The organism is Dyella caseinilytica, from assembly GCF_016865235.1.
Classification (GTDB): Bacteria; Pseudomonadota; Gammaproteobacteria; order Xanthomonadales; family Rhodanobacteraceae; genus Dyella_B; species Dyella_B caseinilytica.
Genome location: NZ_CP064030.1, coordinates 3,322,670 through 3,343,512, shown reverse-complemented (window position 1 = coordinate 3,343,512; position 20,843 = coordinate 3,322,670). Strand labels below are relative to the sequence as shown.

Annotated in this window: 20 protein-coding genes and 4 tRNA genes; 17 read left to right on the top strand and 7 right to left on the bottom strand. The window is 61.3% G+C overall.

All coding sequences use genetic code 11. The features are described from left to right. Window positions 1-70: 70 nt before the first annotated feature. A complete protein-coding gene (locus tag ISN74_RS14640) occupies window positions 71-1,714 on the bottom strand; it encodes an acyl-CoA dehydrogenase family protein (protein WP_188799922.1) in 1,644 nt (547 codons plus the stop codon). 116 nt (window positions 1,715-1,830) lie between these two features. On the opposite strand from ISN74_RS14640, the gene ISN74_RS14635 reads away from it, so the two are divergent. Then, window positions 1,831-2,616, top strand: a complete 786-nt coding sequence (locus tag ISN74_RS14635; protein WP_188799921.1) for an acyl-CoA thioesterase — start codon at window positions 1,831-1,833, stop codon at window positions 2,614-2,616. Here the strand turns inward: ISN74_RS14635 and ISN74_RS14630 are convergent. Next, a complete protein-coding gene (locus ISN74_RS14630) occupies window positions 2,613-2,969 on the bottom strand; it encodes a DUF2069 domain-containing protein (RefSeq protein WP_188799920.1) in 357 nt (118 codons plus the stop codon). The genes ISN74_RS14635 and ISN74_RS14630 overlap by 4 nt on opposite strands. Then, the gene (wrbA, locus tag ISN74_RS14625) at window positions 2,966-3,565 is read right to left on the bottom strand and encodes an NAD(P)H:quinone oxidoreductase (RefSeq protein WP_188799919.1); all 600 of its coding nucleotides are present in this window, start codon (window positions 3,563-3,565) and stop codon (window positions 2,966-2,968) included. Before wrbA ends, ISN74_RS14630 begins: the two co-directional genes overlap by 4 nt. A gap of 349 nt (window positions 3,566-3,914) precedes the next feature. Between wrbA and ISN74_RS14620 the strand changes: the two genes are divergently transcribed. From ISN74_RS14620 to ISN74_RS14610, 3 genes are read left to right on the top strand one after another with little or no spacing between them, the layout of a single operon-like run. Further along, on the top strand, window positions 3,915-5,204 hold the full coding sequence (locus tag ISN74_RS14620) for a YihY family inner membrane protein (RefSeq protein ID WP_188799918.1): 1,290 nt from the start codon (window positions 3,915-3,917) through the stop codon (window positions 5,202-5,204). After that, window positions 5,201-5,668: a TlpA family protein disulfide reductase gene (locus ISN74_RS14615; protein ID WP_188799917.1), complete on the top strand. Its 468-nt coding sequence runs from the start codon at window positions 5,201-5,203 to the stop codon at window positions 5,666-5,668. Before ISN74_RS14620 ends, ISN74_RS14615 begins: the two co-directional genes overlap by 4 nt. Window positions 5,669-5,672: 4 nt before the next feature. Further along, window positions 5,673-5,939 carry an acylphosphatase gene (locus ISN74_RS14610; protein WP_188799916.1) on the top strand — a complete coding sequence of 89 codons (267 nt, stop codon included), beginning with the start codon at window positions 5,673-5,675 and terminating at the stop codon, window positions 5,937-5,939. Window positions 5,940-5,947: 8 nt separating this feature from the next. Here the strand turns inward: ISN74_RS14610 and ppk2 are convergent, their stop codons facing one another. The 4 genes from ppk2 to hemA all read right to left on the bottom strand — a co-directional run bounded on the left by ppk2 (window position 5,948) and on the right by hemA (window position 11,489). Beyond that, a complete protein-coding gene (gene ppk2, locus ISN74_RS14605; protein ID WP_188799915.1) occupies window positions 5,948-6,727 on the bottom strand; it encodes a polyphosphate kinase 2 in 780 nt (259 codons plus the stop codon). Between the two features lie 36 nt (window positions 6,728-6,763). Next, window positions 6,764-8,866, bottom strand: coding sequence for an O-linked N-acetylglucosamine transferase, SPINDLY family protein (locus ISN74_RS14600; protein WP_188799914.1), 2,103 nt, complete (start codon window positions 8,864-8,866; stop codon window positions 6,764-6,766). A 175-nt stretch (window positions 8,867-9,041) separates the two neighbouring features. Then, a complete protein-coding gene (gene prfA, locus ISN74_RS14595) occupies window positions 9,042-10,121 on the bottom strand; it encodes a peptide chain release factor 1 (RefSeq protein ID WP_188799913.1) in 1,080 nt (359 codons plus the stop codon). A 72-nt stretch (window positions 10,122-10,193) separates the two neighbouring features. Then, a complete protein-coding gene (gene hemA / locus ISN74_RS14590; protein WP_188799912.1) occupies window positions 10,194-11,489 on the bottom strand; it encodes a glutamyl-tRNA reductase in 1,296 nt (431 codons plus the stop codon). A 93-nt stretch (window positions 11,490-11,582) separates the two neighbouring features. Here hemA and ISN74_RS14585 point away from each other — a divergent pair, with 93 nt between their 5' ends. The 13 genes from ISN74_RS14585 to ISN74_RS14525 all read left to right on the top strand — a co-directional run bounded on the left by ISN74_RS14585 (window position 11,583) and on the right by ISN74_RS14525 (window position 20,763). Further along, window positions 11,583-13,322, top strand: a complete 1,740-nt coding sequence (locus ISN74_RS14585) for a tetratricopeptide repeat protein (protein ID WP_229679296.1) — start codon at window positions 11,583-11,585, stop codon at window positions 13,320-13,322. Beyond that, window positions 13,319-13,930, top strand: a complete 612-nt coding sequence (gene lolB / locus ISN74_RS14580; RefSeq protein ID WP_188799910.1) for a lipoprotein insertase outer membrane protein LolB — start codon at window positions 13,319-13,321, stop codon at window positions 13,928-13,930. The genes ISN74_RS14585 and lolB overlap by 4 nt, the downstream gene beginning before the upstream one ends. Before the next feature lies 1 nt (window position 13,931). Next, entirely contained in the window at window positions 13,932-15,272 is a 1,341-nt protein-coding gene (gene ispE, locus ISN74_RS14575) for a 4-(cytidine 5'-diphospho)-2-C-methyl-D-erythritol kinase (RefSeq protein ID WP_188799909.1), read from the top strand. Between the two features lie 37 nt (window positions 15,273-15,309). Then, window positions 15,310-15,386, top strand: a tRNA-Gln gene (locus ISN74_RS14570). Window positions 15,387-15,438: 52 nt separating this feature from the next. Then, on the top strand, window positions 15,439-16,377 hold the full coding sequence (locus ISN74_RS14565) for a ribose-phosphate diphosphokinase (RefSeq protein ID WP_188800659.1): 939 nt from the start codon (window positions 15,439-15,441) through the stop codon (window positions 16,375-16,377). A gap of 281 nt (window positions 16,378-16,658) precedes the next feature. Next, window positions 16,659-17,318 (top strand): 50S ribosomal protein L25/general stress protein Ctc, encoded by a 660-nt coding sequence (locus tag ISN74_RS14560; RefSeq protein WP_188799908.1) that lies wholly within the window; start codon window positions 16,659-16,661, stop codon window positions 17,316-17,318. Between the two features lie 87 nt (window positions 17,319-17,405). Continuing rightward, window positions 17,406-17,987, top strand: a complete 582-nt coding sequence (gene pth / locus ISN74_RS14555; RefSeq protein WP_188799907.1) for an aminoacyl-tRNA hydrolase — start codon at window positions 17,406-17,408, stop codon at window positions 17,985-17,987. 96 nt (window positions 17,988-18,083) lie between these two features. Then, entirely contained in the window at window positions 18,084-19,175 is a 1,092-nt protein-coding gene (ychF, locus tag ISN74_RS14550) for a redox-regulated ATPase YchF (protein ID WP_188799906.1), read from the top strand. A 17-nt stretch (window positions 19,176-19,192) separates the two neighbouring features. Next, window positions 19,193-19,771, top strand: a complete 579-nt coding sequence (locus ISN74_RS14545; protein ID WP_229679294.1) for a GNAT family N-acetyltransferase — start codon at window positions 19,193-19,195, stop codon at window positions 19,769-19,771. A 40-nt stretch (window positions 19,772-19,811) separates the two neighbouring features. Next, window positions 19,812-20,300 carry an acyl-CoA thioesterase gene (locus ISN74_RS14540; protein ID WP_188799905.1) on the top strand — a complete coding sequence of 163 codons (489 nt, stop codon included), beginning with the start codon at window positions 19,812-19,814 and terminating at the stop codon, window positions 20,298-20,300. A 105-nt stretch (window positions 20,301-20,405) separates the two neighbouring features. Further along, a tRNA-Tyr gene (locus ISN74_RS14535) sits at window positions 20,406-20,491 on the top strand. A gap of 96 nt (window positions 20,492-20,587) precedes the next feature. Next, window positions 20,588-20,661 (top strand) — tRNA-Gly (locus ISN74_RS14530). Window positions 20,662-20,687: 26 nt separating this feature from the next. Continuing rightward, a tRNA-Thr gene (locus ISN74_RS14525) sits at window positions 20,688-20,763 on the top strand. Window positions 20,764-20,843: the final 80 nt, after the last annotated feature.

The following is a 20,843-nucleotide window of genomic DNA, read 5'->3' as shown; positions in this document are numbered from 1 at the left end:
AACCGGAGACGGCGTGAGGATCATGGTTGGCGCGCTGGCGCGTAGGCGGCTTACCCAGGCCATGCCGGCATCATTCCAGCAGCAGGCGCGTGTCTTCGCTGCTGATATCGGACAAGCGCAACAAGCCATGGCCGAGGAACCGGCGCAATGCCGCCGCCGGACGTTCGTCGCCCCGCGAAGAAGACCAGGCGGCCTGACGCGCCAGTAGCGCCGCCGCCGCGCAGCGCGCGAGCGTGGTAGCAATACCGCGCGCGCCGGCTTCCAACGCATGGCGTTCGATTTTCTGCGCATCCAAGTGCGTGGCGGCGGCGTCCAGCGCCGCATGCACGGCAAAAGAGGCTTGCGCGTTGTGCGCTTCGCTCAGCCAGCCGGCAATCACCTTGCGCAGCGCTGCAAGACTGTTGTTGCCGGCGAGCGCGCGCAGGCTGTCCAGTGACAGTACATTTGTAGTGCCTTCCCAGATCGCATACACCTGGGCGTCCCGCAGCAATTGCGGCAAGCCGGTGTCCTCGATGTAGCCTGCGCCACCAAAGCATTCCAGCGCTTCCGAACACAGACTGACGGCCATCTTGCCAGTCCATAGTTTGGCCAGCGGCGTCAGCAGGCGCAGCGAGGCAGTCTCCTGCAGCGTGGCGGCGTTCTGCTCAACACGGCCTAGCAAGTACGCCACTTCAAACGCCAGCGCAAAGGCACCTTCAAACTCGGCCTGCATGTCGGCGAGTGTCTGCGCATGCAAGGGTTGTTCGATCAATAGCCGGCCGAATGCACGGCGCCGGACTGCGTAATCGCGCGCCAGGCTGATCGCGCGAGCCATGCTCGCCACGGCGCCGATGGCATTCCAGGTGCGCGTGACATTGAGCATGGGCGCAACCTGCCGAACGCCGTGCGCGAGTTCGCCCAGCGGCCAGGCGGGCAGTCCATCAAGATGGATTTCAGCCGTGGGCAGTTCATGTGTACCCAGTTTGTCTTTCAACCGGTCGATGATCAGCTGCGGTTTGCGATCCGGGCCGTCCATGGTTTCCACGTAGAACAGCGCCAACGCGGCAGTACCCTGGTCGGCGCCTTCCGGACGCGCGAGTGCCAGCGCGGCTTCGCCAACCACCGCGGAACTGAACCATTTGCGGCCGTAAAGCCGCCATTGGCCTTCCGGATCCTGTCTGGCGATGGTTTCCGTCTGACCGACATCGGAGCCTCCCGTATTCTCCGTCATCCATTGCCCGGAGAGCCAGAAACTGTACGCATCGCGGCTCAGGAAATGCGGAAGTGCGCGATCGATAAGCGCCTTGTTGCCGGAAGCCTTCAATGCTGTCGCTGCACCGTCCGTCATCGCCAGTGGGCAGGTGTAGAACTCACTGGCCACGTGATAGACGTAAGCGCGTGCGAATTCTTCCAGGCGCGCGAATTCGTGGTTGTCATGACCCGAGGCAAGAATGGCGTGGCGGGTGGTGAGTTGCGGACCCTCCTGCCAGGCGGTAGTCAATTCGACACGATCGACGCGGCGACCCCACGCGTCCCATTGCGTCAGCACCGGTTTGCGGCGTGTGCTGCGGCTACTGCGTTCGAAAGCCATCTGCGCGTAATCGCCCAGTGCGTCGAGATCGGTATCGAGGGCTGCCCGGCGCTTGGAAGGGAAGGCGCGGTCAAGCCATGCGATCAACAAGCGATCGCCACGATAAGGATGCGACAGTTGCGGAGCGTCTTGCAGGAACCCCATGACAGCTACCTCGTCGAATGGTCGAGATCAGTATAGGCATGATGCTGCCGGTGTCTTTGCTGCGCCGCGACGTGTGTTTCCATTAGCATGGCGGCCTGTTGGCAGGAGGCAAGAACATGCGATTTTCTGAAGTGCTGAACAGTGTTCGCCGCGACGGCGATGCATGGATTGCGTCGATCAGCGAAGACTGGCTGCAAGGACGCAGTGCCTTTGGTGGCCTGCAGGCCGCTTTGGCTGTTCAGGTGATGCGGGACTTGGTGCCGGAGAATGTGCCGCTGCGTAGCTTGCAGGTCACCTTCGTCGCGCCGATTCCGGCAGGCACGGTACGCATGGCAGCGAAGATTCTGCGTCAGGGCAAGAGCGTCACCCAGGTCGAAGCGCGCTTGTTGGACGGCGATGCGACCGCATGCGTGGTGATTGGCGTGTTCGGTGCCGCACGTGAATCCATGCTGCGAGTGTTGCCCGTACAGCCAGCGGTACAAGCGATGGCTACGCCACACGTTCTCCACTACAAGCCAGGCTTGTTACCCGCATTCACCCAGCACTTTGATGCGCGCTGGCTGCAGGGCGATATTCCTTTCAGCGGCAGCAAGAAGACCACGCAAGTGGTCGAAGTCGGGCTCAAGGATGATGGCGTGGCGGATGAAGTGCAGGTGATCGCATTTGCTGATTTCATTCCGCCGGTTGCGTTGTCCATGCTGGATCGGCCGGCTCCAGCCAGCTCGCTGACATGGATGCTGGAATTGTTTGCCGATAGCCGGGGGCTTTCGTTGCAGGGCTGGCGTATCGACGCTGAGCTGCAAGCCGCGCAAGCTGGTTACACCAGCCAGCAAGTGATGCTGTGGGGGCCGAACGGGGAGCCTGCCGCGCTAAGTCGTCAGAGCATGGTGGTGTTTGGCTAACTTGCGCTTGGTTTCGGTTTGCGTTTCACACCGGCGCCAAGCGCGCCGATCAATACGAGCGTTAGCAACACTTCGAGCAAGGCCAGTCCGCGTTCCTGCGCCGAGCTCCAGCTTTCGGCGATACCGTGGCAGAAATAGAACAGGCTGAGCATGCCGACCAAGAGCAGTGCGCGACGCACTTGGCGGATCGCAAACAACGGCAGCAGCAGCGGTATCACGGTGATGGCCAACACGAGTACTACGGGTATGCGCTGCGGTGGAAACAGCCACGCGTACCACGCGCATTGCAATGCAATCAGCGCGATCCAGGCTGCCAGCCCCACGCGTGAAGCGGTGGAAAGCGGAGCGCTCATGCCCCTGCCGCCAGCTTGCGGGCGGTATCGGCAAGTCGGCGGCCCAGTGCGCGGGCCAGTTCGCGTTCGTGTTCGCTGATTGCGTTGTCGCCCTTGGCACCGGCAACGTGGCTGGCACCATACGGCGTGCCACCACTGAGTGTGCTGGTCAGTGCGGGCTCGGTATAGGGAATGCCCAATAGCAGCATGCCGTGATGAAGCAGCGGCAGGGCCATGGTCAACAAGGTCGATTCCTGGCCGCCGTGCATGGTGCTGGTGGCAGTGAACACGACGGAGGGCTTACCGACCAGAGCGCCGCTGGCCCATTCGGCCCCCGTGCTGTCCAGGAAATGCTTCAGGGGTGCAGCCATGTTGCCGAAGCGGGTGGGGCTGCCCAGGGCGAGGCCGGCGCATTCGTGAAGGTCTTGTTTACTCACATACGGGGCACCGTCCTCGGGCTCCGGCGGCTGCGCGATTTCGGTGACGGGCGCGACAGGTGGAACCTGGCGAAGCCGTGCGCGCATGCCTGGAACTTCCTCCACCCCGCGGGCGATCAGGCGGGCTAGTTGGGCGGTATGGCCGTTGCGGCTGTAGTAAAGAACCAGAATGTCACTCATTTGCGCTTTGGTCGTTCAGTGTCGTTGGGGTAGTGTAAGGGTGCAAGGGATGCTCTGATTCATTCTAAGTAGGCGGCATGATGTCCAGAAGGCTTGCAGGGTGTGTTGAGCGGCACAGGGAAGGCCGGGTGCCTTTTCAAGCCGCGCGGCGCAGCCTGCAAGCCTTCTGGACATCACCTCGTCATTCAAATCAATTCGCTGAGGCCGCACCTGTCTGTCCGCATACCTTCGGTCCGTCGGCTCGACAGACGGCCAGTCTGCCTTCGCCGACGCCCCTGTGGTCTGCGAACAGACAGGTACGGTGACGCCTGCTTAGAATGAATCAGAGCATCCCCAGGATGTTGGCACTATGAACCTGCGTTTCGATCGCGACCGCACCGTCAACTTCGGCCATTTTCTTTGGCAGCGCTTCCTCGACGACAAGTGTTTCGAGACAGCTGGCGCACTGTCCTATACCACTCTGGTTTCGCTGGTGCCGTTGACGGTGGTCGTGCTGACCATGTTTGCGGCTTTCCCGATGTTCGAGGACGCACGCGATACGCTGATCAATTTCGTCTTCAGCAACTTCGTTCCTGCCGCTGGCGAAACGGTGCAGAGCGCACTGATCGACTTCGCCTCCAACGCCCGCAAGCTCACCGGCATCAGTATCCTGGTGATGCTGTTCAGTGCCGTGTCGATGATGAACAGCATCGAGGACCGCCTTAATCGCATCTGGCAGGTGCATAACCATCGGCCGTGGGGGCCGCGGCTGTTGTTGTATTGGGCTGCGCTGACCTTGGGGCCGGTGCTGGTGGTCGGCGGTATTGCGATCACGTCCTACGTTGCTGCGGTACCGATGTTGCGCAGTGCCAGCGAGTCGCTGGGGATCGGTCAGCAATTGCTGAAAGCGTTGCCGTTCGTGGTGACGTTTTTCACGCTATGGCTGCTGTACACCACGGTGCCGAATCGAAGGGTCAACAAGAGGCACACGGCCCTCGGCGCCTTGCTTGGCGCCGTACTGTTCGAGATCGCGCGTTGGGGCTTTACCCATTACGTACGCCATGCGCAGAACTATCAGCAGATCTACGGCGCGCTGGCCATCATTCCGTTGCTGCTGTTGTGGATCTACCTGTCGTGGGTGATCGTGATCCTGTGCGCCTCGGTGGCCGCATCCGTGTCGGCGTTCGAATACCAGAAGCCGAGCGATGCGCTGCCACAAGGCGCAGAATTTCTTGGCTTGCTGGTCGTGTTGCGTCATTTCATCGATGCGCATCGAGCCGGGCGCAGCGTCGATCCGGCCACGATTCGTGCGGCCGAACCTTGTTTGCGCAGCAGTGCCATCCTCACCTATTTCGAAGATCTGTCGCAGGCCAAGCTGATCCAGCGCAGCGATACCGGCGGTTGGCTGTTGACCCGCAGCCTGGACAGCACGGATTTACTGCACGTCTATCGTCACAACCGATACCGCCTGCCATTGAATCCGGTTGAGCAGGCACAAGCTTCAGGTATCGAGTTGCCGCCCGAGTTGTTGTCGCTGCTGAGCAAACTGGCGCACTCACTGGATGCAACCTTGGGCATGCGGCTGGACAAGGTTTATCCTGTCGAGGCCATCGCGCCTTCAAGGCAGCCCGTTCCCCACGCCCAGGAATCCGAAACATGAAGTTGTTTGCATCGTCGCTGTTGCTGGCCGCTTGTGCATTGGCCGCTCCCGCGTTTGCCGCCATGCCGACGCAGCCCTCGCTGAAGGTCACGACGCTGGATGGCAAGCCGTACGATCTGGCCTCGCAGCGTGGCCGCTGGGTGATCGTCAATTTCTGGGCGACGTGGTGTGCGCCGTGCATCAAGGAACTGCCGGACATTTCCCATTTCGTTGCGACGCACCCCAATGTCACGGCCATCGGCATTGCCTACGACGATACGGATCCGGCGGATATCCGCGCTTTCCTGCAAAAACATCCGGTGACCTTTCCCGTGGCCCAGGTCACGATGGATAAGCCGCTGAAGGATTTCGATGAGCCGGTGGGCCTGCCGACCACCTGGCTGATCGGCCCGGACGGCAAGGTCGCGAAGCATTTCACCGGTCCCATCACTTCCGCCTCGCTGAGCGCCGCCATCGGACACTGACGCCGTGAGCAGTGCGCGTTTTTTGATCAGTGGCAGGGTGCAAGGCGTATTTTTTCGCGCGAGCACGCGTGATGAAGCGCTCAGGCTTGGTTTGAACGGCTACGCCCGCAATCTGGCTGACGGCCGGGTTGAGGTCGTAGCCGATGGCCGCGACGAAGCACTGCACGAACTGGAGCAGTGGCTGTGGCAAGGACCGCCCGCTGCACGCGTCGATGACGTTGCACGCAGCGCGTGGGATGCGCCCGTGGCGCACGGATTTTCCGTCGGCTGAAGCGCGAATCAGCGGTCAAAGGTGTCCGGTACCCACAAAGCTTTTTCAATCACGTTTTCGCTTTTGGGCTTGCCCTTGAGCTTGGGTAATTTCACGGCCGGTATGGGCTTGTCGTGGCGCGGTACTTGTTCCAGCAGATGTCGGATCAGGTTGATGCGCCCGCGCTTCTGATTGTTGAAGTCCACCACGAACCAGGGTGCGTTGGATGTGTGCGTGCGCGCGATCATCGTATCGCGCAACCGGCCAAGTTCGGCGTATTTCGTGCGTGAAGCCAGGTCGACCGGGGAGAGCTTCCAGCGCTTGAGTGGATCGTGAGCGCGAGCGGCGAAGCGTTCTTCCTGTTCTTTCTGATCCACGGCCAGCCAGTACTTGAGCAGGATGATGCCGTCATCCGTAAGCAGTTTCTCGAACACTGGCACTGCAGCGAGAAACGCCTCGTATTGTTCCTTGGTGCAGAAGCCCATGGCGGGCTCCACGACAGCGCGGTTGTACCAGCTGCGATCAAACAGGACGAACTCGCCGGCTGCGGGAAGGTGCGTGACGTAGCGCTGAAAATACCATTGTGTTGTTTCGACTTCGTCGGGCTTGCCCAGTGCGGCGACGCGATAGCCGCGCGTATCCATGCTCTCGGTAATGCGCTTGATCGTGCCGCCTTTGCCGGCTGCATCGCGACCCTCGAACAGCACCATCAGCCGTTTGCCGCTGCGCTGGAGCCAGCGGTGCAGTCCGGCCAGCTCGATCTGCAGCGCTTCCATGGTCTTGTTGTACTGCTTGTCCTGCTTGCTCATGGATCTACCTCCCGAGTGGGACAACCAGACTCCATGCTACAGGTTGAGATCGGCAGGTGGCCTGCCGATGCGGTATCTCGCACTGATGGCAAGCATGGCGCGGCGGAAATCCGCGGCAAAACCTTGCATGTCGAACAGCGGGCTGGTGTCGCGCTGTTCGGCAAGATGGCGGCGCAGCGTGGCCAGCGCATCGGGATCGTTGCCCAGCGCCGTCGCCATGCCGATAAAGGACACGCCGTCGGAGGTAATCAGCTCAGGCAATCTGGCATGATGCAGCAGGCTGGTGACGGTGCGTCCGGCGATGGTGTCTCCGCTGCGCGTCAGTACCGGACAGCCTGCCCACAGTGCATCGGACGCGGTGGCGCGTGCGTTGGTGGGCAGTGTGTCGAGATACAGGTCGACATGCGCGTAGCATGAAAGGTATTCGCTGTAGGGCAAGCGCGGCATGAAGATCAGGCGTTCGGGTGAAACATCGAGCGCACTGGCCGCCTGACGCAAGCGATCATCCGTATCGGCGGGGCCATTGAGCAGCCACAGCACGCTGCCGGGGACTTGCTGCAGGATCAGCATGCAGCGCGCGAATACAGCGGGATTGATCGCGTACGTTTCGTTGAAACAGGCAAACACCACGCCTTTTTCCGGCAGGCCGCATGCCTGGCGCGAAGGCGTCGGAGCGACGGTGCGCTGCGGATCGCTCGGCTGCGGGCAGCGAGGCAGCCGGATCACTTTCTCGCTGACGTGTTCGCGCATGGTGTCTGGAACGGTGATCGCATCGGTCAGCAGATAATCCATCCATGGCGCGCCAGAACTGCCCATGTAACCCATCCAACTCAGTTGGATCGGTGCTGTTCGCAGCGCCATCAGTTCGGTGTTGCCACGCCCGCGATAACCGTTGAGGTCGAACAGGATTTCGATCTGCGTGCCATGGATCAGCGTTGCCAGTTGCTTGCGGTTGAGCGGCGAGACGTCATGCAGTGTGGTTACGGCAGACAAGCGGTGTCGGGTCGCACCGCCGTCATCGGGAGTGGTGGCGAACAGATGGATGTCCAGCTCGCTGTCGGCCAGTGCCTCGATCAGCGCAACGATATGTTGGCCGACTGCCGTTTCATGGAAGCCATCGGAAAGCATGCCGATGCGGATCGGGCTGTCCGGCAAGGGCACGGTATGGCGCAGATTGAGATGCTGCCGTAGCCCTGCCGTCTGTTGTTCGATGATTGAGGCGAAGGTCTTGGCGCAGCGCAATTGCAGGGCGGCGTCGGCCTCTTCGGCGAGGAAAGCGAAGGGGTGCACGCCGGGCTGACCTTCCGACACGGCATGTATCACCCGTTCGCTCAGTGCGTCGAGACCTTGCCAGCGGCACAGGCGGCGACGGGTGAACAAGGCTTGGCCGATCACCGGGATCGCATCCGGTGCGCGCGTCAGTGCATCGTTGAATGCATCGTTGGCGCCGTGGAGGTCACCGGCTTCGTCCAGCATCAGCGCCGCCTGGAACACATGCTGCATGTTGTTCGGTGCCAATTTGCCAGCTTGCAGCAGGGATGCGGCGGCGTCGCGCGGGCGGCTCTGCAAGTGCAGCATGTGGCCCAACATGGCATGTGCGACGTCCGAAGTAGGGACTTGCTGAAGCACATGGCGTACTTGCTGTTCGGCTTCGGGCAGACGCCCCAGCTCCATTTCCGCCGAAGCAAGATTGAGCCGGATCGCCGGATGCTGCGGCATGTTCTTCACAGCCAAGGCAAAGGCATCACGCGCTTGCGCATGCTGGCCTGTCGACATGTAGGCCGTACCTAGCACCTGCAGCAATGCGGGGTGTCCTGGCGTCTGGTTGAGGGCGCGTTGCATGCGTTCGATCGCCCCGCCCATCTTGCCTTCGGCCATCGCCAGGCTGGCCAGGTTGCACTGCACTTCAATATTGCCCGGCGCCAGTTCGGCGGCGCGGTTCATGGCCACTTGCGCTTCTCGCTGGCGGCCCAGGCGGATCAGGGCGATGCCGTGCAGGTGAAGCAGGTCTGGCGAGACCGGAAATTGCCGACGCGCCAGTGCTGCCATGTTGGCTGCCTCGTTGTCGGCGCCTTGCTGCAGCAGTTCATCGAGCTTGCGCAGGATCGATGCGATGTCGTTGGGCAGTGCGTCGGTCATGGCGCCTGGAAATGGGTCAAGAAGAGAGAGTGGTGAGTAAACGTCGCCCTGCCAGCCGGCTTTGCCGGAGAGCTTCGGAAGGTAAGAAAAAGTGCCCCTTGAGAACGCAGCTTAAGCGTAACGCGAACCGGTGGCTTCTACTCACTCCTCACTTCTTCCCACGTGTTTCTCTTGATTAGCCGCCAGCGAGCGATTTCAGCTCATCGGCCTGGTGCTCGCGGGTCAGCGTCCCGATCAGCTCGTCCAGGTCACCCTGCATGATCTCCGGCAGGCGATAGAGGTCCAGGCCGATGCGATGGTCGGTGACCAGGTTGTCCTTGTAGCGATAGGTGCGGATGCGCTGGCTGCGGTCGCCGGTACCTACCTGCAGGCGGCGTTCCTGTGCCTGTTCGGCGCTCTGCTTGGATTGCGCCTCGTCAAGCAGGCGCGCTTTGAGCAGGCTCATGGCGCGCGCTCGGTTCTTGTGCTGGCTGCGCTCATCCTGGCACTCCACCACGATGCCGCTGGGCAGGTGGGTGATGCGGATGGCCGAGTCGGTCTTGTTGACGTGCTGGCCGCCGGCGCCGGAGGCGCGGAAGGTATCGATTTTCAGGTCGGCCGGAGAAAGCTCGATCTCATCGATTTCGTCCAGCTCAGGCAGCACGGCCACCGTGGCGGTGGAGGTGTGCACTCGGCCTTGCGATTCGGTAGCCGGCACGCGTTTCACGCAATGCACGCCCGATTCAAATTTCAGGCGTGAGAAAGCACCGCGGCCTTCGATGCGCGCGACGATTTCTTTGTAACCGCCATGCTCGCCGGAGTTTTCGCTCAGCACCTCGACCTGCCAGCGATGGCGCTCGGCGTAGCGGGTGTACATGCGGAACAGGTCGCCGGCGAAGATCGCTGCTTCGTCGCCACCGGAACCGGCGCGCACTTCCAGGAACAGGTTGGCCTCATCGCGCGGATCCTTAGGGATTAGCAGCAGCTGCAGCTCGCCATCCAGTTCGGCGGTGCGCGTTTCCAGACGGGCGATGTCGTCGGCGGCCATCTCGCGCAGTTCGGGATCGTCCAGCATGGCGCGTGCATCGGCCAGTTCACGCTCAATGCCGACCTGCTCGCGCATGGCGCCAGCGACGGGTTCCAGTTGCGCGTATTCGCGCGAGAGTTCACGGAAGCGTGTGTTGTCGGCCAGCACCTCGGCCTGCCCAAGCAGGAGTCCGATTTCTTCGTGGCGTTCGGCGATGGCTTCGAGTTTGCGGCGGATGGATGGTGTCATGGGGAGCAGAGCGTAGCGGGGGACAGGGCGATAGTCATGGCGCGCAGCGCCCGCGGCAGCAAGCCGCTCTCGCTATTTGTCGTCCAGCAACTCGTTTCTGAGCCCGGCTTGTTCTTCTTCGTCCAACCCGTACAAACGCCCGGCGGCGTGGAGTAATTCGTGATCGCCGCTGAGTACGGCTTCGCGCAGGCGTGCGCTCGGATGATGCAGCAGCTTGTTGGTCAAGGTGTTGGCGAGGAACGCCAATGCCTCGTCCGCCGATTTACCGCGGGCGATCATGGCGCGGGCCTTTTCCAGCACCTGGTCGCGATAGATTTCAGCGTGCTGGCGCAGGTCCAGCGCGGGATTCTTCACGGTCAGCGCGCGGCGCCAAGCCATGTAGCGCTCGACTTGCAGGTCGATGATGGCATCCGCTTCACGTGCGGCGTTTACGCGCGAACGGAGGTTGTCGTCGATGACTTGGCGCAGGTCATCGATGCCGTACAGATAAACATCGTCGAGCTCGCCCACGGCGGGTTCGATATCGCGCGGCACGGCGATGTCCACCATGAACATCGGCTTGCGGCGGCGTGCGGCGATAGCCTTTTCCACCATGGCACGGGTCAGCACCGGCTGGCGGGCGGCGGTGGAGGCGATCACGATGTCGGCTTCCGCCAGATGCTGCGGAAGATCGTGCAGGCTGATCGCATAGCCGCCGTGGCGGCTCGCAAGCTCCTGCGCATTTTCCAGCGTGCGGTTGGCAACGATCAACCGACGCACCTGCTTTTCCGCCAGATGGCGTACCGCCAGCTCGATGGTGTCTCCGGCACCGATGAGCAGCACGCAGGCTTGGCGCAGATCGGTGAAGACCCGTTCGGCCAGCCGCACGGCGGTAAAGGCCACTGAGACGGTGTGTGCGCCGATCCGGGTGTCGGTGCGTACGCGCTTGGCCACTGCGAAGGTGTGTTGCAGCAAGCGGTCCATCGGTGTTTTCAGTGCATGGGCTTCGCGGGCCTGTTGGTAGGCATCCTTTACCTGGCCCAGGATCTGCGGTTCGCCCAACACCATGGAGTCGAGCCCGGTGGCGACCCGAAACATATGCCTCACGGCCGCTTCGTCATCATGCCGATAAAGGAACTCGTCAAGCTTCCCCGGAGTCAGACGATGGTGACGATTGAGCCAATCCTGCGGCGCGTTTTCCGCGTCAGGCGTTACGCTGACGTAAAGCTCGGTGCGGTTGCAGGTGGAAAGGATCAAGGCTTCGTCGACGCCGGGTTCCTGCGCCAGTTCGCGCAGCGCCGCGCTGGTTGCATCTTCGTCAAACGCCACTTGCTCGCGCAGGGTGACCGGCGCGGTGAGGTGGTTGAGTCCGAGAGCGATCAGCTTCATGACGTGATGCGATGGCAGGCGACGGACGTTGGCCGGCGTAGACTAGGCATGGCCGGATATGACCGGAACCGACAGGTAGTGTGGAGGAATAGTGTGCTGAGCGGAACGGTCAAGTTCAAGCAAGTGCGGCAGTATGTGGCGGTGGGATTGGTGGCGCTGGGTGTCGCGGGTTGCGCCTCGCTGCCCAATCGGGCCGGCGAGACTCCGGCGTCGTCACCGCAGCCGCTGGCGCGGATGACGGTGGCTACGCCGGATCTGGACCACGATTTGTTGGCCCAGTTGATGGCTGGTGAATTGGCGTTGTCCAGCGCCGATCTCAAGGCCGCCTCGCAGGCTTATGGCAAGGCCATGAGGATTTCGAACGATCCCGAGGTGGCCGGCAAGGCCACTGCTCTGGCGATCGCCATCCATGACCCGAACGCCGCCAACCAGGCCATTGGCCGCTGGCAGGCGCTTGGCGCCAGTCCAGCGCAATTGGCCCAGGCCCGCGCCGAACTGGCGGTGGAGCAAGGCCAGACGGAGGAGGCCAAGCGCCAGCTTTCCCTGCTGCTGGCCAGTGGCGACAAGGATGCCTGGCGCATGTTCGGGCGTGTACTGATCGGCAGCCGTGATGCCGCGCTGGCATCCAGCCTGCTGCAATCCCTGGCCACACCGGACCGCCTCCCGCCTGATCCCAAGGCCTGGTTGGCGATGAGCGAACTGGGTGAGCAACTTGGCCGCCACGCCTACGCGCAGCAGCTTGCCGATGGCGCGATGAAGCGCTTCGGCACCGCCGAGACCTATGCCTGGGCCGCGCAGCTGAAGCTCAACAACGGTGATCGCACCGGGGGGCTCAATCTGCTCAAGCAAGCCCAAGTGAAAGATCCCACCAACATCGGGTTGCGTCTGACGTACGCGTCCGTGCTGGGGCAAAGCGGCGACTACGCCCAGGCCGCCAAGATGCTGGAGAAGGGGCCGCAGAACGCGCAGACCTACGCCATGCGTGCCGCGCTTGCAGCCAGCGCCAAGGACAACAAATCACTGGAGCAGGTCTACAAGCAGCTCTCGCAGGCACCCGACAATGTGCGTACTGCGAGTGCCTATCTGCTTGGGCAGCTTGCCGAAGTGCTGGGTCGCAAGGAAGAAGCGCTGAAATGGTATGACCAGGTGCCGGACGACGACGATCACGCCTTCGATGCCGATCTGCGCACGGCCATCCTGCTGCAAGATCTGGGACGCAGCGCCGAGGCACATCAGCAACTGGCTGAGATGCAGACCGATTACCTCGACCAGCCGGCACAGCTGCGCCGTGCGTATGAGGTGGATGCTGACCTGTATCTGCGCGAAAAACGTTACACCGAAGCAACCGATGCTTTCAGCCACGCCTTGCAAGTCGTGCCGGATGATCCGGATCTTCTGTACGGGCGTGGTCTGGCCTATGCAGAGATCGGCAAAATCGATCAGGCGGTAGCTGATTTCCGCCGTTTGCTGCAAATCAAGCCGGACGACATTGACGCCAGCAATGCACTTGGTTTCACGCTGGCCGATGCCGGGCGCGACCTGCCGGAAGCCGAGAAACTGATTGCCGCCGCGCGCGCCGCAAAACCAGATGATCCCTCCATTGCCGATTCGTGGGGTTGGCTGCAATACCGCCTGGGCCACCTCGATCAAGCGGCTCAGGTATTGCGTGGCGCATGGCAGAACGGCAAGGATGCTGATGTCGGCGTGCATCTGGGCGAAGTGCTATGGAAGCAGGGCCATCACGAGCAGGCGCAGCAGGTTTTCGACGAAGTGCGTCGCATGGATCCTCACAACAGCACCCTGCAACAAACCTTGAAGCGTCTTGAGCCATGAAATCATCTCTCCGTTTTCTCGCGGCGCTTGCGCCGCTGTTGCTGGCTGCGTGCGTGCCGCAAAAGCAATTGGTGCGCAACCAGGGCGATGCCGTTTCGCTGGCGCAGCAAGCCGCGCGTGAGCAGCAACTGGCGAATGCCGATCACTGGACGCTGCAAGGACTTATTTCGGTTTCGAACGGCAAGGACGGTGGCAGTGGTACGCTCACCTGGATTCAAAACGGTGAGCACTACGATTTCACGGTGCTTTATCCGATCACCGGCAAGAGCGTTCATCTCACCGGTGGTCCCGATGGGGCCTTGCTGGAAGGCGTGGATGGCGGTCCGCTGCAAGGAGCAAGTGCAGAGGCGCTGATGCGTCGCGCCATGGGGTGGGACATCCCATTGGATGAGCTGCGCGCCTGGGTGCTGGGCGTGCGTGCCCAAGGCGCTGGTGCTGCACTGAGCTTTGGCGACAACAAATTGCCATCGCTATTGCAACAGGATGGCTGGTCGGTGAGTTATCCCGTATGGGATACGACGCGCCAACCGCCGTTGCCCGTCAAGGTATTTGCTGACAAACCGCCCTATAAGGTGCGATTGAAGATCAACTCGTGGAGCATGCAGTAAGTTGTCATCCTTTCGCATTGAACGCGCTGTCATCAGCCAAGTCGACGCTATCTGCGCCATTGAACGCGCCGCTGTCGAACTGTTTCGCGGGCACAAGGCGTGGCCTTTTTACTCCGCCATATCCATTCCGCCTGAACAACTTGCAGAAGAAATCCGGCGAGGGCTCGTTTGGGTGGCATTGCCTGAAGGCAACGATGAGCCAGTAGGTTTCATCTGGCTCGATACCGAAGAAGGCAGCAACGTAGCGGGTATCGCCGAGATCGATGTGCTGCCGGCCTATGGCCGTCGTGGCATCGGAGCCGCATTGCTAGAGCATGCCTGTGCATGGGCGAGGGCCGCTGGCTATCGCCGTGTCGATCTTGGCACCTTGGAGGATGTGCCCTGGAACGCGCCGTTCTACGTAAGTCATGGGTTCGAGGTCGTCGACAAGCATGATCCCGACTTTGCGTATGCGCGCGACCGCGATCGCGAAAACGGGTTTCCCGATAGCTTGCGCGTATTCATGTCGCGCAAGCTGGCCTCTCCGCCGGCAAACGAATGGACCGTCTGGCCGGCACCCGCAAAGATCGATCTGTTCTTGCCGAATAAGCCTCAGCGCATCATCCAATTGCTCGACTCAGGCGATGAGGTACGTGTTCGTACGCGCCAAGACGACGTGATCGACTGCCGCCCTCAACTCGACTGCGCACTGCATGCAGCGAAACGATTGCGTGACCATGCCGGTATTCAAGCTGGTGCGGATATCGAGATCGACCTGCGCGTTCCGGATGGCGTCGGTATCGGTAGGGAAAATTCGATAGCGGCCACCGTGCTGGTGGCCCTGAACCATATCTGGCACCTCGGCCTGAGTGCGGATGAATTGGCGGAGCTGGGAGATGAACTCGGTTCGGACGTGTCCGTATTCGTGCGCAGCCGTACCGTGCAAGCCTCCGAATCCGGCGACAGGTTCAGGCCAGTCAAGTTGCCGCGACGCTGGTACGTACTGCTCGATGCACACGAATACGTGCCGATCGACGAAATATTTCAAGCAACTGAATTGACACGATATGCGCCCCCGGCGACAATTTCCTTCTTTGCTTCCGGCGAAACGTTGGAGAACGTGTTCGAACCAGTCGTTCGCACGCGCTACCCTCGGGTTGCCGCGGCGTGGGACTGGCTCGGAAGCCACGGCCACGCTCGGTTTTCCGGCAGCGGTGGTTGTGTTTTCCTCGAAACGGTAACGCCCGAGCGGGCTGAGGCAGTCGCCAGGCGCTGCCCGGCAACGTTCACGGCCTGGGTGGCCGAAGGTGTTGGGTTATCGCCGTTGCGCAGGGCGCTGGTGCGTCATGCTGCAACGGACTGAGTCGGCCGGGAAGCACAATACAAACGAGTAGTAACACTGGGGCGTCGCCAAGCTGGTTAAGGCACGGGATTTTGATTCCCGCATGCGTAGGTTCGAATCCTACCGCCCCAGCCATTCATACAATGGCCTGGTTTCTGAGGAAACAACCGTGGATACGTCCAGCCCGATGCTGTTTGCCGGCAACGCTCACCGTGGCCTGGCTGAAGATGTCGCTCATCGATTGGGCGTGCCGCTAGGCAAGGCACTCGTCGGCAAGTTCAGCGACGGCGAAGTTCAGATTGAAATCGAAGAGAATGTTCGTAACCAGGAAGTGTTCGTGCTGCAGCCCACGGGTGCGCCGAGTGCCGAGAACCTGTTCGAACTGCTGACCCTGGTCGATGCCCTCAAGCGCGCCTCGGCATCCCGCGTTACCGCCGTCATGCCGTACTTCGGCTATGCCCGTCAGGATCGCCGTCCGCGCTCAGCGCGCGTGCCGATCACCGCCAAGCTCGTCGCCCGCCTCATTGGCACCGCTGGCGTGGATCGCGTGCTGACGGTGGATCTGCATGCCGATCAGATCCAGGGCTTCTTCGATGTGCCGGTGGACAACGTCTACGCCTCGCCGATCCTGCTGGCCGACATCTGGCGTAACCACAGCATGGACGACCTGATCGTGGTCAGTCCGGACGTGGGTGGCGTGGTGCGTGCCCGTGCCATCGCCAAGCGCCTGGACGATGCCGACCTGGCCATCATCGACAAGCGCCGTCCCAAGGCCAACGTGGCCACGGTGATGAACATCATCGGCGACGTCGAAGGCAAAACCTGCGTGATGGTCGATGACATCGTCGACACTGCCGGCACCCTGTGCGCCGCTGCCGCTGCCCTGAAGGAGCGCGGCGCTCGCAAAGTGGTGGCCTACTGTGTGCATCCGGTGCTCTCCGGTGCGGCCATCCGCAATATTGAAGGCTCCCAGCTCGACCAGTTGGTGGTCACCAATACCTTGCCGCTGCGCGATGACGCCAAGGCCTGCGCCAAGATCCGCCAGCTTTCGGTGGCCGAGTTGCTGGCCGAGACGATCCGCCGTATCGCCTTTGGCGAGTCGGTGAGCTCGCTCTACATCGACTAAGCCCAGCTCGCTTTTCTTCCTCTCCCTCCAAGGAGAGGGTAGAGGTGGGGGGCAAGGCTTACCCCAAACTTCAATGAGATCGCGCTTCGGACGGCTCCCCTGGCGAGGTTGACCCCTCAGTTCAGCCCTCTCCCCTGCAGGGTAGAGGAAGCCATGGCGTGCGGTTTTCTGTATACTTACCCGCTTTTCCGTCCGCGCAAGCGGATCATTCGGCTCCTCTGGTCGCGGGGGAGTCAGTTCAATCGCCGCGAGGCGGTTTCCTAAATCAAGGCAATACTGACATGGCTAAGACTCATGAGATTCTGGCTCAGAGCCGCAAGGACGAGGGGAAAGGTGCGAGCCGCCGCCTGCGTCACGCGGCTTTCGTGCCGGCCGTTGTATACGGTGCGGGCCAGCCCGCTGAAAGCATCCAGATCGAGCACAACACCATCCTGCTCGCCGCCAAGCACGAGTGGTTCTTCTCCTCGGTGCTCGACCTGAACGTCGACGGCAAGGTGCAGAAGGTGCTGGTGCGCGATTGGCAGAAGCACCCGTTCAAGCAGCAGATGCTGCATATGGACTTCCTGCGCATCAACGAGAACGAAGCGATCCGTGTGAACGTGCCGCTGCACTTCCTGAATCAGGAGAAGTCCCCGGCCGGCAAGACCGCCGGTGTGGTCATCTCGCACAACCTCAACGAAGTGGAAGTGTCCTGCCTGCCGAAGGATCTGCCGGAGTTCATCGAGCTCGACCTGATCGACCTCAAGCCCGGCGACATCGTCCACCTGGCGGAGATCAAGCTGCCGGCCAACGTTGAAATCCCGTCGCTGCACCTGGGTGCCGATCACGACGTGGCTGTGGTCACTGCTGCGTTCGTGCAGGAAGAAGTCGACGCAGCCCCGGCTGCCGAAGGTGCCGAAGGCGACGCCAAGCCGGCCGCCGGCGACGCTGCGAAGAAGTAAGCCGTTTGCGGCTTCCTGCCCCCTCTCCCTGTCAGGGAGAGGGCTAGGGTGAGGGGCCACTCTTGCGCCCATATCGCTACCCGACACATGGCAGGTCTAAGACTCATCGTCGGACTGGGCAATCCCGGTGCCGAATACCTCAGAACCCGGCACAACGCCGGGTTCTGGTTTGTTGACGCTCTGGCGTCGGGGCAGGGCGAGCGTTTCGGTTTCGACGGCAAGCTGCACGGCGAAACCTGCAAGGTGCGCATCGGCAGCCAGCCGGTGTGGCTGCTCAAGCCGTCCACCTTCATGAACAAGAGCGGCATCGCTGTTGTCTCGGCGCTGCGCTATTACAAGATCGAGCCGGATGAGTGCTTGGTCGCGCATGACGACCTCGATCTCGATGCGGGTACCGTCCGCATGAAATTTGATGGCGGACATGGCGGCCAGAACGGCCTGCGCGACATGATTGCGCACCTTGGTCACGCCAAGTTTCACCGCTTGCGCATCGGCATAGGCCATCCTGGTCACAAAGATAAGGTGACACCTTGGGTGCTCGGCCGTCCTTCCGCGAAGGATGAAGATGCGATAATCGGCGGCATGGCTCGCGCGCTCGATGTGCTGCCGCTGGCTGTCGACGGACAGTTCGACAAAGCCATGCAACAGCTGCACACCAAGACGGCATGAGCTGGTATCGCGAGGCTTGTTCTTCGCTGATCACGGTTCCGGGTCTGACATTCACCATTGACTGGCGGCGTATCCGCCGACTTCACGGATTTCCTCATGGGTATCAAATGCGGCATCGTCGGCCTGCCTAACGTCGGCAAGTCCACCCTGTTCAATGCACTCACTAAGGCCGGCATCGCTGCGGCCAACTTCCCGTTCTGCACTATCGAGCCGAATGTGGGCGTGGTGCCGGTGCCGGATCCGCGCTTGCAGGCGCTGTCGGATATCGTCAATCCGCAGAAGATCATTCCCACCGCGGTGGAATTCGTCGACATCGCAGGGCTGGTGGCCGGTGCCTCGAAGGGTGAGGGCCTCGGCAACAAGTTCCTGGCGCACATTCGCGAAGTGGATGCCATCGCCCATGTCGTGCGCTGCTTCGAGCACAGCGACATCGTGCACGTCGCTGGCAAGGTGGATCCGATCGCCGATATCGAAACCATCGATACCGAGCTGGCGCTGGCCGACCTGGATTCCGTCGAGAAGGCATTGAATCGCGCCGAACGTGCTGCCAAAGCCAACGACAAGGAAGCCGTGGCCAAAAAGCCGGTGCTGCAAAAGCTTGCCGCTGGCCTCAACGAAGGCAAGACCGCACGCAGCCTGGGTCTGGATGACGACGAAAAGGCGTTGGTGCGCGACCTGTTCCTGCTCACGCTGAAGCCTTTGATGTACATCGCCAACGTGCGCGAAGACGGTTTCGAGAACAATCCGCATCTCGACGCCGTGCGCGCCCGCGCAACCGCTGAAGGCGCTGAAGTCGTGCCGATATGCGCCGCCATCGAGGAAGAACTTTCGCAGCTCGACGACGCCGATCGTGACGAGTTCCTCAAGGATTTGGGCCTGGAAGAGCCTGGCCTCAATCGTGTGATCCGCGCCGGCTACAAGCTGCTCAATCTGCAAACCTACTTCACCGCCGGTGTGAAGGAAGTGCGCGCCTGGACCATCAAGCGCGGCTTCACCGCACCGCAGGCGGCAGGCGTGATCCACACCGATTTCGAGCGCGGCTTCATCCGTGCGGAAACGGTGGGCTACGACGACTTCATCCAGTTCAAGGGCGAGGCTGGTGCTGCTGCGGCAGGCCGTTTGCGCAAGGAGGGCAAGGATTACGTCGTGAAGGATGGCGACGTGCTGCACTTCCTGTTCAACGTCTAAGGCATTGATCAGCGAACATGAAAGCCCCGCTCAAGCGGGGCTTTTTTCATGCGCTGATTCTTGCCACGCTAGAAGCACTTCATTACGTGGACTTTCCTATGTCTGGACAGGTGTTGCGTATCCGTCTGGCGCGGCCTGAAGACGCGCCTGCTGTCGCGATCCTGATACGTCGAGTGGTGCGGCAGTGGGTGTTGCCAGATCAATCGCGCAAGGCCGGAAAGGCCTTTATTTCACGCGTCGCAACGACATTCCTGCGCGAGAAAATTGTGCAGGGGCAGCGGCTGCATCTGGCCTATCTGGGGGATGTGCTAGTGGGTGTTTCGGGCATGCGAGACGATTGCCATCTGGTCCATTTTTTCGTCGGTACGCGTTACCAGGGACGCGGCATTGCCCGCCGTTTATGGGAGCGGACGATGCGGGACGCCATTCGTCGTGCCGGGACGCGTCGTTTTACGCTAAATGCCACGCGCTGCGCTGTTCCTGTCTATCTGCGTTTTGGTTTTCGCGCTACCGGACCAGAGCAGGTCGCGCACCATGGTCTGCGGGTAACGCCGATGAAAATGATTCTGCCGGTTGCGCGCGGCAAGAGGGCATAATGCAACCTTTCGGTCGTTGGCTCAGTCCGTTGGAGATCGCATGTCAGGCCAGCAACATGAAGTGACTTTCCGTTTTCTCGCCCAGCCCACTGACGTCAACTTCGGCGGCAAAGTGCACGGCGGCATGGTGATGAAGTGGATCGACCAGGCCGGCTATGCCTGCGCCGTAGGCTGGAGCGGAGCCTATTGTGTGACGGCTGCGGTCAGCGGCATCCAGTTCGTCAAGCCGATCCTGATTGGCGATCTAGTTGCGGTGCGGGCCAAGCTGATCCATACCGGCCGCTCCAGCATGCAGATGGCGGTGGACGTATTGGCGCGTGATCTTCGTACCGGCGAAGAGCGTTTGGCGACCAGCTGTGTGATGGTGTTTGTCGCGCTGGACAAGCCGGATGGAAAGCCTACGCCGGTGCCGCAATGGACTCCGCGCGACGACAATGAGCGACGTCTTCAAGAGAAGGCGCTGCATCTGCTTGAGCTCTCCAAGAGCATGGAGCAACTGGTCGATACGCGTGGTGCAGGAAACGACTGAACCGAGCCGTCGGTTTGGTTGGAAAAATCTCGAAAAAATGGCCGTTCAGTATCGTCAAGGTGTTGACACATCCGGCTCCGATCCACACAATAGCCGTTCTTTGTTGGAGGGATACCCAAGCGGCCAACGGGGGCAGACTGTAAATCTGCTGGCTTACGCCTTCGGTGGTTCGAATCCACCTCCCTCCACCAGTCACTGTCGCGGGCAACCCGGCTGGGCTGGTAAGTAAGGTCGCAAAGGCGAATGGAAGTACGCTGTTGCGGTCCGTTAGACGAGTTCCGCACAGGGCGGGAGTAGTTCAATGGTAGAACCTCAGCCTTCCAAGCTGATGGTGCGGGTTCGATTCCCGTCTCCCGCTCCATTGATCTCGTCGCCGTGTTTTTTTGTGCTCATGTAGCTCAGTCGGTAGAGCACTTCCTTGGTAAGGAAGAGGTCGCTGGTTCGATTCCAGTCATGAGCACCACCGCAAACGGCTACCGCGGTATCGCCTGATAACCTTGGTTTAGGCTTTCTCTCACTCACTGATTCCATCGGGATTTGACG

Coding starts and splice junctions, on each gene's coding strand:
- ISN74_RS14640 (WP_188799922.1), bottom strand. CDS start 1,714: ATGGGGTTCCTGCAAGACGCTCCGCAACTGTCGCATCCTTATCGTGGC.
- ISN74_RS14635 (WP_188799921.1), top strand. CDS start 1,831: ATGCGATTTTCTGAAGTGCTGAACAGTGTTCGCCGCGACGGCGATGCA.
- ISN74_RS14630 (WP_188799920.1), bottom strand. CDS start 2,969: ATGAGCGCTCCGCTTTCCACCGCTTCACGCGTGGGGCTGGCAGCCTGG.
- wrbA (WP_188799919.1), bottom strand. CDS start 3,565: ATGAGTGACATTCTGGTTCTTTACTACAGCCGCAACGGCCATACCGCC.
- ISN74_RS14620 (WP_188799918.1), top strand. CDS start 3,915: ATGAACCTGCGTTTCGATCGCGACCGCACCGTCAACTTCGGCCATTTT.
- ISN74_RS14615 (WP_188799917.1), top strand. CDS start 5,201: ATGAAGTTGTTTGCATCGTCGCTGTTGCTGGCCGCTTGTGCATTGGCC.
- ppk2 (WP_188799915.1), bottom strand. CDS start 6,727: ATGAGCAAGCAGGACAAGCAGTACAACAAGACCATGGAAGCGCTGCAG.
- ISN74_RS14600 (WP_188799914.1), bottom strand. CDS start 8,866: ATGACCGACGCACTGCCCAACGACATCGCATCGATCCTGCGCAAGCTC.
- prfA (WP_188799913.1), bottom strand. CDS start 10,121: ATGACACCATCCATCCGCCGCAAACTCGAAGCCATCGCCGAACGCCAC.
- hemA (WP_188799912.1), bottom strand. CDS start 11,489: ATGAAGCTGATCGCTCTCGGACTCAACCACCTCACCGCGCCGGTCACC.
- lolB (WP_188799910.1), top strand. CDS start 13,319: ATGAAATCATCTCTCCGTTTTCTCGCGGCGCTTGCGCCGCTGTTGCTG.
- ISN74_RS14565 (WP_188800659.1), top strand. CDS start 15,439: ATGCTGTTTGCCGGCAACGCTCACCGTGGCCTGGCTGAAGATGTCGCT.
- ISN74_RS14560 (WP_188799908.1), top strand. CDS start 16,659: ATGGCTAAGACTCATGAGATTCTGGCTCAGAGCCGCAAGGACGAGGGG.
- pth (WP_188799907.1), top strand. CDS start 17,406: ATGGCAGGTCTAAGACTCATCGTCGGACTGGGCAATCCCGGTGCCGAA.
- ychF (WP_188799906.1), top strand. CDS start 18,084: ATGGGTATCAAATGCGGCATCGTCGGCCTGCCTAACGTCGGCAAGTCC.
- ISN74_RS14545 (WP_229679294.1), top strand. CDS start 19,193: ATGAAAGCCCCGCTCAAGCGGGGCTTTTTTCATGCGCTGATTCTTGCC.
- ISN74_RS14540 (WP_188799905.1), top strand. CDS start 19,812: ATGTCAGGCCAGCAACATGAAGTGACTTTCCGTTTTCTCGCCCAGCCC.